Raw genomic sequence first — 16,419 nt, forward strand, 5'->3', positions numbered from 1 at the left:
AAGCCGGTCCGGTTGTGGGACGTCCGCAGCCCCAACCGTCCCCAGCAGCTCGCCACGTTCAAGGGCCATAGAGCCTGGGTCTGGGGCGCGGCCTTCAGCCCTGACGGAACCACCCTCGCCACACCGGCGGCGATAACATCGTCCGGCTATGGCGCGCCACCGAAGGTGGGTAACGGTGGTCGCGGATTGGCGGTTCTGGTCATAGCGGCCATGCAGCCAAGTTGGGAGCTTGAGGCACATGAGTGACTGGTCGTTGGCGATTGACTTCGGTACGTGTTATACCTGCGCGACAATCATGGTTGATGACCAGGCCGAGGTTCTTGAGGTCGACGGCAGTAGATGCCTGCCGTCCTTGGTGTACCGCGATGAGAACGGCGACCTGCTGACCGGGCGGCTTGCCACCAGCGAAGCAGCCGTCTCAGCGGCGAACGTCGCCCGGACCCCCAAACGCGCCCTCGCCCAGGGGGCGCCGATGCTGCTCGGCGGTACGCCGGTGGAGGCGGAAGACTTGGTCGCCGCCGTCCTGTCCAGGATGGCCGTCGAGGCATCCCGGAGGGCAGGTGACGCGCCGCCCGAACAGGTCGTACTCACCCACCCCGCCGCCTGGGACGGCCAGCAAATCGCCACCCTCGGCGAAGCCGCCAAACGGGCGAAACTGGCTCCGGTGCAATTCGTTCCCGAACCGGTCGCCGCCGCCGCCTTCTACGCCCAGAGTGAGGACATTCCAGCCGGGGCCCCCGTCGCCGTCTACGACCTCGGCGGCGGAACCTTCGACGTCGCCGTGCTCCGCCGTACGGCCACCGGCTTCGACGTCGTCGCCCAAGGCGGCGGCGACCACATCGGCGGCGAAGACTTCGACGAGGCCCTCTACGAACTGATCGCCGACCACGCCATGACGCGCGACCCCAGCACGTGGGAGGAACTCGCCCTCGGCACCACCGAACGAGCCACCCGCGACCGGGCGATCCTGCACCGGGACATCATTGAGGCCAAGGAACTGCTATCCGAAACCACCATCTGCAAGGTCATGGCCGGAAACCTGCCGATCAGCATCACACGTGCGGAGTTCGAAACCGCCATCAGCGACGACCTGCGCGCGACCATCACCACCTTCCAGGACGTGGTGACCGGTGCAGGCCTGGCCATCGACGAACTCGCAGCGGTCTACCTCACCGGCGGCTCCAGCCGCATCCCCCTCGTCAGCGACCTGCTCAGCCAACTCCTCAACCGCGCACCCGACCTGGCCGGCGACCCCAAAGCCGTCGTCGCCCACGGCGCCCTTATGCAACCGCGGATGGAATCCCTGATAGGGCGTCTGGTCCGAACGCTGTTCGGGTAGACGGGAAAGATCTCTCGCCAAAGTCCCACACTTGCACGGGTCGGCTTGGTAGGCGTCGGCGGCATCCCACCGTCGCCCGTATCGCACCGACCTGTCTGACGCCCGCTGGGCGCTGATCGAACCGATCACTACCGCCTGGCGGACCGCCCATACCGACCTGGGCATCAGCCCACCCATCCATGCGCTGCACGAAATCGTCAACGCAATCTTGTACGTGAACCGAACCGGAATCGCCTGGGAGTGCCTGCCCACGACTTCCCGCACTACAAGACGGTCTACGACTACTTCGCCAAATGGCAAAAAGACGGCACAACCGAGCGCGGCTGAACGCCGGGAAGTCCACTCCGGTCAACGTGGTACTCGACCGGTTGGTACGCCGGCACGGCGGCGGGTACCCGACATTCGGGCCGATCCCGGCCCCGACGCTGTCGTAGTGATAGTCGTCCGACAAATAGTCCACCGCGAGCCTCTTGATGGACGGCAGCCGATGAGTTCACATATTGGACGGCCCCCGAGCCCGGAATGTTTCACCGTGCCCACCGACCGGGCCCAACCGGTGAAGGAGGTGCCGAAGTCGATGGCGGCGGTCTAAGCGCTCATCGCGTCACACCCCGTCCGTGCTGAGCCGGCGAAGAAGGTCGCCGAGCTCAGTGCGACGACGGGCGAGGCGTTCCCGCTGTGCGATGACCTCTGCACGCGGTGCCTCGCGTTCGATTTCAGCGATCTCGCGGTCGCGCTCGGATCTCGCCAGCGCTTCCTCCAACTCGGCCTGCCGGACGGAGATCCGTTCCATGATGGCCGCCTCCACCTCCGCAACAACCTCTCGCAATATCTCCTGGAGCGCGGGAGGCAGCGCCTCACGGGCCCGGCGCAGCTTGTCGTCGGTCAGCCGGCGCAGTTCCTCTTTCGTCTTGGCGTCCCGGCCGAAGGCCCACACCGCGGCCCCCGCGCCGACGGCGACGACGACGCTCAGTCCGACGCTGAGCTTGCCGTACTTGGACAGCTTCAGAAACCCGTCGCCAGCGCGTTTGAGGAGGCCGACGGCGACGCTGCTGACATCACCGACGGCGGAGCCGATTTCGATGAGCTTCTCCCTGATCTGTTCCACCGACAGAATTCCTCGGGCGGCTCCGTCGACCGGCCCAGGCCAGTCGATGGGCTCGCCGAGACCTGCCTCCTGGCGCACTGCCTTATTCCACTGGTCAAGCAAGATCCCCACCCGCGGGACGTGGACACCGTGGACGCCAAAGCCGTCTCCGAGCTTTCCGACGAGCTCCTCGATACCCGAGTGGACGGTGTTCTGCAGGTCGAGGACGAGGCCGCGGATCCCGTCTTCCAGGCTGCGCGGCACCTCTTTGAATGCTTCCCGGCCACCTGAGTCGATCGCCTGCCGGGCCTGGTCGCCGAGCCGCCGAAGCCCCTCGTCCAGTTCGCGCCGGAGCGTCGACTCCAGCCGGCGGAAACCGGCGCTCAGTTCTGTTCGCCACTTGGCGCCTTTGCCCCGTAGCTCGGCTAGCTCGGCCTGGCGTGCACGCACCGAGGCGGCCAACCCGGAGTCGAGCTCCAGCGAGCGCAGGCGCATCTCCAGTTGCTGGTCGAGCGTGGTGATGACGGTGTCGGCGGTGCCGAGCACCGCCTTCAGCCGATCCGACGTGATGCGCAGCACCACGTTGTCACGCAGCTCGGCCAGCAGCGGCGCGAACCCGCTGCGCTCCATCAGGTCCGCCGCACGTGCCTCCCGGCCCTGCTCTGCGGCTCGGTCGGCCTCCTGCTTGTAGCGGCTGCTCACCGCGTACCACGGCGCCGTCGCAAACCGCGACCCGCGCACGCGCAGCAGGCGGTGGTTCTCCTCGAGCGCGGCACGCCACCCGTCGTGAGCTTTGTCGATCCCGGTCAGAACGAACAGGACCGTCTGAATGCGCTCGGTCGCGCGGTCCAGGAACGCGAGTTCCGATGCGTGCAGCTCGCCGGCGCCGTTCACCACGAAGAGCAGCGCGTCGGCACGGTTGAGTGTGGCAAGCGTGATGTCGCTGTGCCCGGCGATGAGCCCGCCCACGCCGGGCGTGTCAACCAGCACCAGCCCTTCAGACAGCAGCGACGACGCTACGCCCAGCTCGACCCGCTCCACGTCCGGATGCCGGTCCACCCCCGTCTTCGGGTCAACCGCGGCGGTCTCGTCGACGTACTCCGGTAGCTCGGCCGACTTGATCTCTTTCTTGCCGTCCTCAAAGGCGCTGCCGTACACAACGGCCTGGTCCTCGTCGGCATAGGACACCGCGACGTGTACCCGAGTGGAGACGTCCGTATCGATGGGCAGGAGCTGTCGGCGCCCCACCAGGGCGTTGATCAGCGAACTCTTCCCTCGGTTCTTCTCGCCGACCACCACGACCGTTGAACCTGGCATCAGCGCCAGGCTGCATTCCTGAGCGAGAATCGTCGCGCTGTCGGTGTCTCCCACTTGCCGGGCCGTGTCGGCGACAGCCGCCACCGCCAAGATGACCTCGTCTGCGAGTGGATGCCGAGACATCTGAACTATTTCTCCTTCTGCCGCTGATCAGCCCTTAGAGGACGCGCCGGGGAGGGATGTTCCTTACAAGAGGGAGAAGTAAAGTGCCTCGAACATCTCGCGTACCACTGTGGCGTGCAGCCTGGCCCTTCGCGGAAGCGAAGCCTCCAGCATCTTCCATTCGTCGACGAGTTCGCCGATCCTCCTCCGCAGTTCCTCCGGCGAAGCGTCCTCAGGCAGCCCGACGCGCTGGGCGTCCGTCACACCGGCCATCAGCATGTGCAGCTGACCGGAGTTCTGGTCGGGCAGCGGTAACATTCCGGCCGCCTGCGCCTGGGCGGCCTCCGCCAGCTCCACCCGGCGCATGGCGGGGTGCCGCCCGAGCTCCCGCAACAGGCCACGCAGGCGACCCGCGACCTCTTGCTCCGCCGCACCGGCGAGCTCAGCCGCCGTCCGAAGCGCGGCCATGGCGGCGTCGGCGCGCAGCGCGTCAGCGCCCGTGACGAGCCGTTGCTGAACACGCTCCAGCAACCGGTTGATGCCCGATCTCTCACACAGCGCGTCGCGGAGCGCCGACAGGTCCCGCGCGCCACCGTCGATGGCGTCGACCGCCTGGCGGATTCCGTAGATGGCGAGCAGATCGAGCAGTTCCTTCCGCATACCGGGGTCGACCGGGACGGTGTCCGGGGCCACCGACAGGAAATCCTCGTGATCGAAGAGCATGTCCTCGAGCGTGTCGCGGTCTGCGGCGGCGAGGATGCCCAGCGCGTAAAGGTGCTGCTCGGTCAGCCGCTCACAGCGGGCGGTCTCCGCCAGCTTCGTGGCGACTGGGATCACCTCGGCCACCAGACCGGTCATCCGGTCGGCGGAACGGCCCGCGACCTTGTCCGCCTCTCTCCGCACCTCCTCCAGGTCGGTGTCCTCGGAAATCTGGTCGATCCTGGTGAGCACGCCCAGCACGTTCGCCGCCGACAGGCGCGACCCGCGCATCGTCTCCTGGAACTCCCTGAGCGCAGCTGCGTCGCCCTCGCCCGGCTGGGGCATGGCGAGGATGAGCGCGTCGGCCTTGCGGATTGATGCCATCGAGTAGTCGTCAAGTGCGCTCACGGCATCCCTGCCTGGCGTATCCATCAGGGCGAAGGCTCGGTCGATCGATTTGTTGGCCGCTTCGACGACGAGGTGGCTGACCTCGGAGTGGTCGTACTGCAGCGACTGCGGAACGCCGCCACCCACGCGAGACGGGATCGATGCGGGAGAGCGGCCATCGTTGAAATGCACCCATACGCGGTTCATGTGGTAGCTCCTGAACCACGCGGAGACCAAGGTCGTCTCAGTTCCGCCGGTGGGCGCGAGGCGCTGACCGAGCAGGGCGTTCACCAGCGTCGACTTTCCGGCATTCAGCCGTCCCCCGACGGCGACCACGAGGGTGTCGCCGGCGAGCCGTTCTGCCACAGCACCGACCGCATCCGCGAACGGGCCCGGCCGGAGTGCCGTCAACGCCTCCGCGCACATGCTGCGGACACGATGGCACAAGCCATATGTCACTTCCTCCACACCAGCCTCCTCGGGCCGCTCGTCTCAGGGGGACGGCTCGCCCGGCACGGATTGTTCCTTCCATCGCCTAGGTCTTCAAGGTCGTCTCGCGGGTCGTCGCGCACCGACCGCAGGGAACATTCGCGACCCTCGTCCACCGTGTAGGTCAATCACTGTCGCGGCCGATCAGCCCATTTGCCGCCGCCACCCGGGAGCGCGGCTCACATGGAATACGCCTGTCATGAGTGAGACATGGTCACGATCCGGCATAACCCCTTGGCAGCGGGTCCTGCCGAGTTCGGTGGGCGGCCAGGGCTACGACCCTGAGGGACGCCTCGTGCGATTCGCCACCGACGCTGTCACATCCCCACTCTGGCCGTGGGCATGGCCGCGCCTGCCGCGTCAGTCCGACCCCGCCCCATGCAACGTAGATTCGGGCTCTTCCTTTCAACGCGGCCTGCCGGCGATATCGGAATGCATGCCAGCACCACAGATCACCGCGCTAGCTAAGGACCATTCAAGAGACCCTCAACACTGCCAGGTTGAAGCTCTGACGGCCGCAAGATCCCCAACCACCCGGCCTGATCCCTGTGCCGGAGCCAGCGCCTTTACGTTGTAGATTCCTAACGAGCCCAATTCATTTGAACACTCGCGGCGAGAGCCTCGGCGCCTGGCCGGAGCACACGACAACCTGCGGCAACGTCGGGCAGGCAACTGTCGGCAACTGACGTCTCGTCCGAGCAACAAATAAGCAACGAGAAGCGGAAAAGCCGTGATCGCTTACTCGCGATCACGGCTCCGACCTGCCGAAACAGAGTCGGGACGACAGGATTTGAACCTGCGACCCCTTGACCCCCAGTCAAGTGCGCTACCAAGCTGCGCTACGTCCCGCTTGCCCGTTCGGGCTTCACCAACCTTAGCGCAGTTTGAGGGCACGTGCGTACAGGCTTACCCCGCCACACCTAGGCTTTGGATCATGGGTAGGAAACCTCGCATCGATCAAGACGAGCTCCGCCGCCTGGCCGCGGAGGGCTGGTCGAATGCTCAGCTCGCCGCGCACTTCGGGGTGACCGATTCCGGCATTTTGCAGGCGAAGCGTGCCGCGGGCCTGTCCAAGCCGATGACCGACCACAGCCGGGCGCTGCCCTGGAAACTGAGCCGTGAGCACAGCCAGAGCGGACCGGCCACCAACCTTCGCAACCTGTCCGCCGTCATCCAGGGCCGGACGATCCCCAAGGAGAAGCTCAACACCGCCCTCCGCTGGGCCACGCGCCTGGTCGACAACGATCTCGACATCGCCTACGACCCCGACCAGGGCTTCCTGGAGGTCCCCGTCCACGGGTCCTCGCACATCGCCGCAGTCCTCTCGGAAGCGCGGCAGGCCGTCCACCCTGCCGCCGAGGGCCTCCCCCGCGAAAACCGCGCCGAATGAGCCCATCCCACGACAAGCCCCCTTACAAGATCGGCCAAGACGACGAGCCGTCGCGTAACCTTTCCGCCGCCCGACGCCACTACTGAGATGTGAACCCATCCGACGGCGAGCTCGTCGCCCGCGCCGCGACCGGCGACGCCGAGGCCTTCCACGAGTTGGTCCGCCGCCACCGGCCGATGGCCCGCGGCCTCGCCGGGCACCTCGCCCGCGGTCCGGACGCCGCCGACGACCTCGTCCAGGAGGGCTTCCTCCAGGCCTGGACGTCGCTCCCCAGCCTCAACGACGGCGACCGATTCGGCAGCTGGCTCCACGGGATCCTGCTCAACCTCAGCCGCCGGTGGAGCCTGCCGCGCGAATCCCCGCTCGACCCGTACGCCGACGGCGACGCGGTCGATCCGTTCGAGGCGATCGAGGCCCGCTGGCTGGTCCGCGACGCCGTCCGCGATCTCCCTGCGGGGAGCCGTGAGGTCGTCCTGCTCTTCTACTACGACGATCTCAGCGTGGACCAGGTGGCCCGGGCCCTCGACCTCTCGCCCTCTGCCGTCAAGGTGCGCCTGTATCGCGGCCGCCGTCGGCTCCGGGAAACGCTTGCCGGTGAATTCCCCCGATCTCCGAGGAGGACGTCCATGATTCCCGTCCGCATCGCCATGATCGTCCCTGCCGCTCCGCGGCTGCTGCTGATGCTCCACGACGAACCGGGCGAACGCGTCCTGCCGCTCTGGCTGGAGGCCCCGGAGATGCTCGGCAGATCCACCCGGCTGGCGGGCCACATCCTCACCAGCACGGGCGCCGCCCTCGAGGCGGTCGAGCTGACGTCCGGCGGCGAAGCCCGCCTGCGCCTGCGGGTCCCGTCGGGCGACCAGGTCCTCGACGTACGGGCGGCGGAAGGGCTGGCTCTCGCCCACCGCCAGAGATGCCCGATCCTCGTGCCCGACGACGGTCTCGTCCCGCTCACCGGGTCCATGACCGTCGAGCAGGCCGCGGAGGAGGCCGTCCGCCACGCGGGGGTGCCTGCCGCGTCGGCCGCCCTCCGCCGCGGGGAACGTGTCGAGGAGCCGCGCAACCTCGACTTCTCCGACGGCCTGCGCTTCTGGGACCTGCGGGGAGGCTTCCTCCACGACCCGAGCGGCGCCCACTGGCGCGACTACACGTGCGGCGCGCGCGACGGCGTGGCGTGGCTGGCGTCGGCGGTCGACCGCCCGCTCGGCTTCGCGGATCTGCGCCAGGCCGTGGTCGCCGGGTCCCGTCAGGGCTCCCGCGTACGGCTGACCGCCGAGGTCCGATACACACGGCACACCAGCCACGACGCCGGCAGCGAGGCCGCGCTCTACCTGCGGGTCGTCGACCCAGACCGGTCACGAGGAGCCGAGGACCATCAGCACATGGCCGTCATCGCGCCCGGCGACGAATGGCGGCCGCTCAACGTGAAGGCCCGAATACCCGACGACGCCGTTTTGCTTTTGTTCGGAGTGACGCTCTCCGGACCCGGCACCATCGAAATGCGCCGGGTCGGCCTCACTGCGGATTAAACGCCCTCGCGCTTGATGGGGGTCGTCGACTGCTCCTCGACGTACACGTGTCGCTCGCTCGGCCGCACCGTCGGCTCGACCTGGGTCTCGCGCACCGGCTCCGGTACGACATGCGGCTGGGCCGGCGGGTCCACGGTGTACATCACGTCGGGTTCGATGGTCTCGACGGTGTCCTCCGCGTGGGGACGGCGCGTGTAGAGGCCGGTGAGCAGCGCGCCGACCGCGCCGACGGCCATGAGAATCCAGCCGATCATCTGCAGGTCGATTCCAGGGACGTCCCATTTCACGGCGAAGGCCAGCACCGCGCCGATCGCGAGGAAAGCGAGACTGGCTCCGAAGCCCATGATTACCTCCTCAGACGGTAATCGGTGCCTCTACCCCCCAAATCCCGCATTACGCAATGCGTGAAGGCGACTTTCCAGGGCAGTGCGAACGAACAACGCACAATCACCCTGGAGGCAGATATGTCCGCCATTGCATGGGTGGCCGTCGTCGTAGTCGCGGTGGTCGTGATCCTGGTGGCCGGCTACCTCGTTTCCGGCCAGAGCCGCCGTCGCCACCTGCGGAACCGATTCGGACCGGAATATGACAGGACTCTCGAGGAGAGCGAGAGCCGCAAGGACGCCGAGCAGGACCTGATCGCCCGCGAGGAGCGCCACGCCACGCTCGACATCAGGCCGCTCGACCCCGCGACCCGGCAGTCCTACGACGAGAAGTGGACAGAGGTCCAGGAGCGCTTCGTCGACGCGCCCGGCTTCGCCGTCACCGAGGCGGACGCCCTGGTCACCTCCGTCATGGCCGACCGCGGATATCCGACCGACGAGTTCGAGCAGCGGCTGAGCGACCTGTCGGTCCAGCACGCGTCCACGCTCGACCACTACCGATCGGCGCACGACATCAGCAGCCGCGCCGCCCGGCAGGAAGCCTCAACCGAGGAGCTCCGCCAGGCGATGGTCCACTACCGCGCGCTCTTCCAGGAGCTGCTCGCGGACTCCGCCGATATCCCCACGAACGGCCGTCACGCCGCACGCTCCAACGCCGAGGAGGCTGACCTGTGATGCAGAGCAACCCTTACGAAAGCCGGTACGGCACGCCGGAGCGGCCGGTTCCCGAGCCTTCCGACCCCCTCGAGGAGGAGGCACGGAAGGAGGCGGCGCTCGCGGACGAGCGGCGTGACGAGCACGACGGCCCCGGCCCCGTGTACTCCCCCGAAGGGGCGGATGACCCGACGGCGGACGAGACCCGGCGGGTCCACGTGCTCGGCTCCGGTGCCACCGACACAGGCACCGGCACCGGCGACGTTCCCCCGGACTCCGGTGAGACCCGCGACACCGTGTACGGCGACACCGTGTACGGCGACGCCGTACCGGTCGCCGCGGACACCGGCCGAGCGGACACCGGCCGAGCGGACACCGGCCTGACGGACACCGGCCATGCCGGCACCGCGGACCCGGACGATGACGACCCACTGGACCGGCACGGCTCAGAGAACGCGGACTCCCGGGAGACCTCGGAGACCGACGACGTCCTGGCGCCCGAGCCCGTCCGGTCCGGCGACGGGGGCACGCCCCCCGTGGCCGACGACTCCGACGTCCTCGTGGCGGGTCCCGCTGCCAGGGAACGCGGCGCCGGCGACGAGACCGAGCCGGTGGACGACGTCGACTTCGAGCGCAGCTGGCGCGAGATCAAGGCCGGCTTCGTCGACGACCCCCGCGGCTCGGTGGAACAGGCCGATGGGCTGGTCGAGGCGGCCGTGGCCGTGTTCACCGGCCGCCGTCAGTCGTTGCTCGACAAGTGGAAGAACAGCGATCAGGCCGACACGGAGGCGCTGCGTCTGGCCCTGCGCGAATATCACGCCCTCCTCGCCCAACTGACCGGAAAGTGAGACAACCATGCTGGCCATCGTCGCGGCGATCGTCTTCGCCATCGCCTTCCTCCTCGACCTCCTCAACGCCAACATCGGCATCGGCCTCACCGCGCTGATCGCCCTTGGACTGTGCCTGCTGGCCCTGCACCAGGCCGGCATCGGAACGGCCAGCGTGGGCTCCTACCGCGGCAACTGGCGCCGCGCCCGCCGCTGAGCCGCACGACGCTGACGCACCCCCACGGGAACCGAATGTGCCGCGTGACCCCGGGTCACGCGGCACATTCGGTTCCCGGCGACAGGCCTCAGGTCCGGGCCGCGAACTTGAACTCCTCGTGCGGCCGCTGGAGCGCGCCGAGCGAGACGATCTCCCGGGGGAAGAGCAGCCCGAGGGTCCAGTCCATCAGGATGCGCGACTTCTTGTTGAAGGTGGGCATTCTCATCAGGTGGTACGTCCGGTGCATGGCCCACGCGGGGAACCCGCGCATCTGCCGGCCGTAGACCTGCGCCACGCCCTGGTAGAGCCCGAGGCTCGCCACCGAGCCCGCGTTCTTGTGCCGGTACGGCGTGCAGGTCTGGCCTCTGATGGTCGCCAGCAGGTTGTCGGCGAGCCGGCGCCCCTGCCGTACGGCGTGCTGGGCGTTGGGCGGGCAGAACATGCCCGGCCTGGTGAGGTCGGGCACGGCGGCGGCGTCGCCGGCGGTGAAGGCGAAGTCGGTGCCCTTGATCCGCAGGTAGGCGGTGGCCTTGACCCGGCCCTTCTCGTCGAGGGGCAGGTCTCCGGCCGCGACGACCGGGTTCGGCTTGACCCCGGCCGTCCAGACGAGGGTCTCGGCGTCGAACTCCTGACCGTCGTCCAGCACGATGTGGCCGTTCTCCGCGGACGTGAGCAGGGTCCGCGTCCGGACCTCGATGCCGCGCCTGCGCAGTTCCTGCACCGTCCAGCGGGCCATGTCCTCGCCGACCTCGGGCAGGATCCGGTCGGTGGCCTCGACGAGGATCCAGCGCATGTCCCCTCTGCTGATCCCCTCGAAGTACCGCGAGGCGTCCGCGGCCATGTCCTCCAGCTCGCCGAGCGCCTCGACCCCGGCGTAGCCGCCGCCGACGAAGACGAAGGTGAGCGCGCGCCGCCGTACCCGCTCGTCCGGCGTCGACGCCGCGAGATCGAGCTTGCCGAGGACGTGGTTGCGCAGGTGGATGGCCTCTTCGACGGTCTTGAAGCCGATGCCGTGGTCGGCGAGCCCGGGGATGGGCAGCAGCCGGGCGATCGAGCCGGGGGCGACGACCACGTAGTCGTATCCGAGCGTGACGGGCGGGCCCTCGTGCGGCTGGAACCGCGCCGTGCGGTCCGCCAGGCTGATCGACTCGATGCTCCCGCTGAGGATCTCGCACGAGCGCAGGACCCGCCGGAGCGGGACGACGACGTGCCGGGGCTCGATGTTCCCCGCGGCCGCCTCGGGCAGGAAGGGCTGGTAGGTCATGTAGGAGTCGAGGTCCGCCACCGTGACGTGGGCCTCGCCGTGCCTGAGCCTGCGTTGAAGGCGCAACGCCGTGTACATGCCGACGTATCCGCCGCCGACGATCAGAATCCTCGGGACAGCCATGCGGGTCCCGTACCCGCTACGCAGCCGCTAGACCAGGAAACGCATCGAAACGGTCGTCCCGTTTACCCCGGTACGGACAACAATTTCATGGCTCAGCATCCGAGCGACCCAGAGCCCCATCCCGCTGGTCGCGTTCTCTGGGGGCGCCGTGAGACCGGGCCGGCCCTCCGGATGCCACAGACGGCCGTCGTCGTGGACGTCGACCATGAGCGACGAGCCGTCCGTCCACAGCCGCAGCCGCGCCTTGGACGAGCCGTGGGTCACCGCGTTGGTGGCCACTTCGTTGAGGGCCACGAGGAAGTCGCCGACGGCGTCCGGGGCCATTCCGCGGTCCTGCGCCTGGGCAGCGGCGAACTCCCGGACGTCGGGCAGGTCGGCCAAGGAGAACGTGAGCTCTTTGGCCGTCTGCGCGACGGACGGAGGAACGCCGTCTTCGTTCACCCGGTACCGCCTCCCACCGGACCTGACTCGACCGTACGACCTGGTGAGCCCTGGCATACGGACGAAGATACCCCGGGATATCGCCGCGTCGGCGACGATATCCCGGGTCCGCCCGTTCCTCGCGGGGTCACAGTCAGCCCGCGACGAGCTCGGAACGCAGCTGGTCGAGCGTCTTGCGGAGGATCCGCGAGACGTGCATCTGGGATATGTCGAACTCCGCCGCGATCTCGGCCTGGGTCATGTTGCCGTAGAAGCGCAGCAGGAGGATGTTCTTGTCACGCTCGGGGAGGTGGTCGATGAGGGGCATGACGGCCTCTCTGTCCACGAACGCGGACAGGGCGTCGTCCTGCTCGGGGATGACGTCGCCCAGCGCGGCGGAGTCGCCGTCCCCGCCCATCGGCGCGTCGAGGGAGAGGGTGCTGTAGGCCGCGGAAGCGTCCATGGTCAGCAGCATGTCCTCCTCGGAGATGCCCATCTTCTCGGCGAGCTCGGCGACCGTGGGGAACCGCCCGAGCTGCTGGGTCATGTCGGCGACGTGCCGGTTCAGCTCCGAGCGCCGCTCCTGGTAGAGGCGGGGGACCCGGACGGCCCAGGTGCGGTCGCGGAAGTGCCGCTTGACCTCACCCGTCATGGTCACCATGGCGTAGCCCCGGAAGCTGTGCCCGAGGTCGGGGTCGAAGCCGTTGATCGCCTTCATGAGCCCCACGTACGCGGCCTGGAGGAGGTCCTCCAGCGGCTCGCCGCGGTTCAGGTATCTGCGGGCGATGTCCCTCGCCATCGGGCGGTGCATCTCGACGATGATCTCTCGGAGGCGCTCCCGCCGCTGCTCGGACACGTCGTCGCGAGTCAGCTCTATGAGGAGCTCCTCAGCGGTCGGTTCGCTGATGGTCGCTACTCGGATATCGGCAGCCATCTGCGTATATCCCCTCGTATGTCTTGCGAGGGCTACGCCGGCGCGGAAGTCATCCGTGCAGAAGGCGCGCCTCGCTACAGTTTCGAGACGAGGCCCTCTGCTGGACCTCTGACGCAGTATATTGCCCGAAATTCGGGAGTTTCACCACCCCTTCGGCACCAGTAATGTTGCGCTCGAGGAGGTGTGACGTGTCCAACAACGGTCTGTTGTCCCTGCGATCCACCATGGCCGGCACGATCGTGGTGGTCCACGTCGACGGCATTCTCGATGCCACGACACGCGACCAGTTCGCCGACCGCCTGGACACCGAGGCCGAGGACCACGGCCCGGACCTGATCCTCGACCTGGGCGGCGTCACCTTCATGGACTCCCGGGCGCTCGGCCTCATCGTCCACCACTGGCAGCGGTCGACGGCCGCCGGCGGCAACTTCGCCCTCGTGGCGGTGCAGTATCCGAGCTCCAAGGTCATGTGGGTGACGGGGCTGTCCCAGCGGCTGCCCCTCTTCGACACCCTCGACGAGGCCCTCGCGGCCTTCGCCGCCGAGCCCCGCCCCTGACTCCGCGCCGCCGGCCTCCGCGCCCCTGACCCCGTCGCGCGGGGTCTCGGGTGCATGGTCCCGGCGGCGGTCAGGGCGTGGCTCCCCCGTGCTTTTGCTGGTGCTCGGTGACCAGCAGCCTCGCCAGGTCGGCGACCTTGACCTGGTGGTGCTGGGACACCCTTCTGAGCTCGTCGAACGCCGCCTCCGCCGAGCAGCCGCTCTTCGACATGATGATGCCCTTGGCCTGGTCGATGACCGAGCGTCCCGCGAGCGCCTCCTGCATCTGGGCGGCTCCGGTGAGGACGTCGTCGAACTCCCACACGTTGGCGAGCGCCACCGTCACCTGCTCCTTGAGCAGGGACATCAGCGCCTCCTCGTCGGCGTGCGCGCCGGTCCGGACGCCGTACAGGCCGATGATGACGACGGCGTTCTCGACCTCGATCGGCAGGATCAGCACCGACCGGATGCCGTGCCGTACGGCCGTCGCCGCGTAGCGGGGCCAGCGGGGGTCGCGCATGACGTCCGCGACGATGACCGGCCGTCCCGAGGTCAGCGCCTCTCTCGACGGGCCCTCCCGCAGCTCGCTCTCCCGGTCCGTCAAGGTGATCAGCTCGCTGTGCGAGGCGGCGAGCATGACCCGCCCCTCCATCCACAGCTCGGCCGTTCCGCCGGCGCATCCGGGCACCCCACGGGCGATGGCCTCGGTGATTCCGCGAAGGACGCTCTCCGCCGACGCGCCCTCCGTCACGCGGCCGAGAGCGGCGAGATCACGGGCGAGGATGGACGATGTCTCCATGGTAGAAAGACCATTCCCATAGTTCCGGTGTTAATCCAGGCTGCATCGATTAGATCGGCTGTCTGGCGTAGCGTCTAATCTCTAGAGAGGGGGCAGCGTTGGCCGACATCGCCGAGCTCGAGCGCTCGCTCAGCGGGCTCGCCGACCGCATCGCCACGCTCCGGGACGACCCCGGGTCCGGCGCGGCGCTGCGCGAGCTGGAGAACGCCGAGGAACTGCTCAGGGACGCGCTGGGCGAGCTGGCCAGGAGCCGCAGGCGCAAGGACGGCGGCAACCAGCGCGAGCAGAAGCTGCTCCGCCAGATCTTCCGGGCACTGCCCGTACCTGTGATCATCATGGACACGGGCGCGACGGTGCGCCGCATCAACAACGAGACCACCCGGCTGCTCGGCAGCCCCGCCGGCTACCTCATCGGCCGGGCCTTCCCGCTGCTCATCGACGTCTCAGGCCGCGCGGCCTTCCGCTCCCGCCTGACCTCCGTACTGCGCGGCGAGGAGAGCGCCGCCTTCCAGACCCGCCTGGCCCACCAGGGCCGGACGCACACGGTCAGGCTGGTCCTCAGCGCGCTCCGCATGCCCGGCGAGCCGCAGGAGATGATCGCCGCGGTCGTCCTGCCCACCGAGGTCCAGCTACCCGAGACCCCGGATTCGACCGCCGAGCCGAGCGACCCGGTGATCATGGCCGCCGCTCGCCGTCACGAACTGCTGTCCCACCTGACCCGGCTGCTGCTCGACGAGGAGAGCCTGCGCGAGCCGGTCGCGCTCATCCGGGCCGCCCGCCTGTTCGCGGCCGAGACGGCCGACTGGGTGATCGCCGACGTCATCAGGGACGGCCGCCTGCACCGGGCCGCCGTCGTCGGCCCCGCCGACCAGCCGCCCGGCCGGCTCCAGCGGGATCTCGAGGGGATGGATCCGGCCGCCGTGCCGATCGTCACCCAGGTCCTGACCACCCAGAGCGGGATCGTGAACGAGATGCTGGCCGACGACACGCTGCTCGGCGACGGCGTGCTCGAGGCGATGGAGGCCGGCTCCCTGCTGAGCGTGCCGATCACGACCGAGGACCAGGTCGGCGGCGTACTCACGCTCGTGCGCCTGCGCGACCGGCCCCCGTTCGGACTGGCCGACCTCGGGCTGCTGGAGGAGATCGGCCTCCACCTCGGCCTCGCCATGCGGGCCCAGCGCAGCTTCCAGCGCAGGTCGCTCGCCGCGGACACCCTGCAGACGGGCGTGCTCCCGCGGAATCTGCCGGACCTGCCCGGCTTCGAGACGGCCGCTGTCTACCACCCGGGGTCGGGCCTGCACGCGATCGGCGGCGAGTTCTACGACGTGTTCCCCGTCAAGAACGGCTGGGGCTTCGTCATCGGCAGCGCGGTCGGCAAGGGTGAGGAGGCGGCCGCCGTCACCGCGATGGTCCGCAACGGCATGCGCGTGCTCAGCGTGTGGGAGGACGACCCCGCCCACGCCCTGCGCAAGGTCAACGACGCGCTCGTCCAGCAGAACACCGGCCTGTTCGTCATGGCCGCCGCCGGGTTCGTACGCGGCCGCAAGGTACGGCTGGCCTCGGCCGGGCACCACCCCGCGGCTTTGCTCCAGACCGACGGCCAGGTCAGGTTCTCCGAGGGCGGCGGGGTCCCGCTCGGCTTCGAGGAGGGCGCAGAGGCCGCCACGGAGCAGCTGACCCTGTCGGCCGGCGAGACCCTGGTGCTCTACTCGGACGGCCTGGTGGGCTCTCAGAGCGACGAGGGCGCCGTCTACGGGGAGGGGCGCCTCACCGAGGTCCTCGCCCGCTGCGTGGGCCAGCCGCCCGGCACGGTGGTCAAGGCCCTCGAAGATGATCACCAGGCGTTCTGCGGAAGCCACGTCATCGACGAGATCACCTTGCTCGTGCTCAGGAAGTCACGGTGATCCACCGAGCCGGCCGGGA

At 68.7% G+C, this 16,419-nt stretch carries 16 protein-coding genes, 1 tRNA gene and 1 pseudogene; 10 read left to right on the plus strand and 8 right to left on the minus strand.

Annotated features, from left to right (window positions below; translation table 11 throughout):
• From Pka01_RS00005 to Pka01_RS41475, 3 genes and pseudogenes are all read left to right on the plus strand, one after another.
• Nucleotides 1–246: pseudogene (locus Pka01_RS00005) on the plus strand (hypothetical protein); the annotation flags it as partial.
• Complete coding sequence (locus Pka01_RS00010) at nt 239–1,339, plus strand: Hsp70 family protein (RefSeq protein ID WP_203880425.1); 1,101 nt, start codon at nt 239–241, stop codon at nt 1,337–1,339. The pseudogene Pka01_RS00005 and the gene Pka01_RS00010, both read left to right, overlap by 8 nt.
• Before the next feature lie 91 nt (nt 1,340–1,430).
• Complete coding sequence (locus Pka01_RS41475; RefSeq protein ID WP_203880893.1) at nt 1,431–1,931, plus strand: transposase; 501 nt, start codon at nt 1,431–1,433, stop codon at nt 1,929–1,931.
• A gap of 12 nt (nt 1,932–1,943) precedes the next feature.
• Here the strand turns inward: Pka01_RS41475 and Pka01_RS00020 are convergent, their stop codons facing one another.
• From Pka01_RS00020 to Pka01_RS00030, 3 genes are all read right to left on the minus strand, one after another.
• Nucleotides 1,944–3,866, minus strand: coding sequence for a dynamin family protein (locus tag Pka01_RS00020; protein WP_203880426.1), 1,923 nt, complete (start codon nt 3,864–3,866; stop codon nt 1,944–1,946).
• A 63-nt stretch (nt 3,867–3,929) separates the two neighbouring features.
• Nucleotides 3,930–5,297, minus strand: coding sequence for a dynamin family protein (locus Pka01_RS00025; protein ID WP_203880427.1), 1,368 nt, complete (start codon nt 5,295–5,297; stop codon nt 3,930–3,932).
• Nucleotides 5,298–6,195: 898 nt separating this feature from the next.
• Nucleotides 6,196–6,269: transfer RNA gene (locus Pka01_RS00030), tRNA-Pro, on the minus strand.
• An 85-nt stretch (nt 6,270–6,354) separates the two neighbouring features.
• Here Pka01_RS00030 and Pka01_RS00035 point away from each other — a divergent pair.
• Entirely contained in the window at nt 6,355–6,810 is a 456-nt protein-coding gene (locus Pka01_RS00035) for a helix-turn-helix domain-containing protein (protein ID WP_203880428.1), read from the plus strand.
• 89 nt (nt 6,811–6,899) lie between these two features.
• On the plus strand, nt 6,900–8,339 hold the full coding sequence (locus tag Pka01_RS00040; RefSeq protein ID WP_203880429.1) for a sigma-70 family RNA polymerase sigma factor: 1,440 nt from the start codon (nt 6,900–6,902) through the stop codon (nt 8,337–8,339).
• Here the strand turns inward: Pka01_RS00040 and Pka01_RS00045 are convergent.
• Nucleotides 8,336–8,683: a DUF6458 family protein gene (locus Pka01_RS00045; RefSeq protein WP_203880430.1), complete on the minus strand. Its 348-nt coding sequence runs from the start codon at nt 8,681–8,683 to the stop codon at nt 8,336–8,338. The genes Pka01_RS00040 and Pka01_RS00045 overlap by 4 nt on opposite strands.
• Nucleotides 8,684–8,803: 120 nt before the next feature.
• Between Pka01_RS00045 and Pka01_RS00050 the strand changes: the two genes are divergently transcribed.
• From Pka01_RS00050 to Pka01_RS00060, 3 genes are read left to right on the plus strand one after another with little or no spacing between them, the layout of a single operon-like run.
• Nucleotides 8,804–9,397 (plus strand): hypothetical protein, encoded by a 594-nt coding sequence (locus Pka01_RS00050; RefSeq protein ID WP_203880431.1) that lies wholly within the window; start codon nt 8,804–8,806, stop codon nt 9,395–9,397.
• Nucleotides 9,397–10,224, plus strand: coding sequence for a hypothetical protein (locus Pka01_RS00055; RefSeq protein WP_203880432.1), 828 nt, complete (start codon nt 9,397–9,399; stop codon nt 10,222–10,224). The genes Pka01_RS00050 and Pka01_RS00055 overlap by 1 nt, the downstream gene beginning before the upstream one ends.
• A 7-nt stretch (nt 10,225–10,231) precedes the next feature.
• Nucleotides 10,232–10,420 carry a hypothetical protein gene (locus tag Pka01_RS00060; RefSeq protein ID WP_203880433.1) on the plus strand — a complete coding sequence of 63 codons (189 nt, stop codon included), beginning with the start codon at nt 10,232–10,234 and terminating at the stop codon, nt 10,418–10,420.
• Between the two features lie 88 nt (nt 10,421–10,508).
• Here Pka01_RS00060 and Pka01_RS00065 read toward each other — a convergent pair whose 3' ends face one another.
• The 3 genes from Pka01_RS00065 to Pka01_RS00075 all read right to left on the minus strand — a co-directional run bounded on the left by Pka01_RS00065 (nt 10,509) and on the right by Pka01_RS00075 (nt 13,161).
• Complete coding sequence (locus Pka01_RS00065; RefSeq protein WP_203880434.1) at nt 10,509–11,807, minus strand: NAD(P)/FAD-dependent oxidoreductase; 1,299 nt, start codon at nt 11,805–11,807, stop codon at nt 10,509–10,511.
• Nucleotides 11,808–11,834: 27 nt separating this feature from the next.
• Entirely contained in the window at nt 11,835–12,248 is a 414-nt protein-coding gene (locus tag Pka01_RS00070) for an ATP-binding protein (protein ID WP_239114588.1), read from the minus strand.
• A gap of 133 nt (nt 12,249–12,381) precedes the next feature.
• Nucleotides 12,382–13,161 (minus strand): SigB/SigF/SigG family RNA polymerase sigma factor, encoded by a 780-nt coding sequence (locus tag Pka01_RS00075; RefSeq protein WP_203880436.1) that lies wholly within the window; start codon nt 13,159–13,161, stop codon nt 12,382–12,384.
• 188 nt (nt 13,162–13,349) lie between these two features.
• Between Pka01_RS00075 and Pka01_RS00080 the strand changes: the two genes are divergently transcribed.
• Nucleotides 13,350–13,718, plus strand: coding sequence for an STAS domain-containing protein (locus tag Pka01_RS00080; RefSeq protein WP_239114589.1), 369 nt, complete (start codon nt 13,350–13,352; stop codon nt 13,716–13,718).
• 70 nt (nt 13,719–13,788) lie between these two features.
• On the opposite strand, the gene Pka01_RS00085 is transcribed toward Pka01_RS00080, so the two are convergent.
• The gene (locus Pka01_RS00085) at nt 13,789–14,496 is read right to left on the minus strand and encodes a GAF and ANTAR domain-containing protein (RefSeq protein WP_203880438.1); all 708 of its coding nucleotides are present in this window, start codon (nt 14,494–14,496) and stop codon (nt 13,789–13,791) included.
• A gap of 98 nt (nt 14,497–14,594) precedes the next feature.
• Between Pka01_RS00085 and Pka01_RS00090 the strand changes: the two genes are divergently transcribed.
• Entirely contained in the window at nt 14,595–16,400 is a 1,806-nt protein-coding gene (locus Pka01_RS00090; RefSeq protein ID WP_239114590.1) for a SpoIIE family protein phosphatase, read from the plus strand.
• Nucleotides 16,401–16,419 lie beyond the last annotated feature (19 nt).

Origin of the sequence: Planotetraspora kaengkrachanensis, from assembly GCF_016862895.1 — a bacterium.
Classification (GTDB): domain Bacteria; phylum Actinomycetota; class Actinomycetes; order Streptosporangiales; family Streptosporangiaceae; genus Planotetraspora; species Planotetraspora kaengkrachanensis.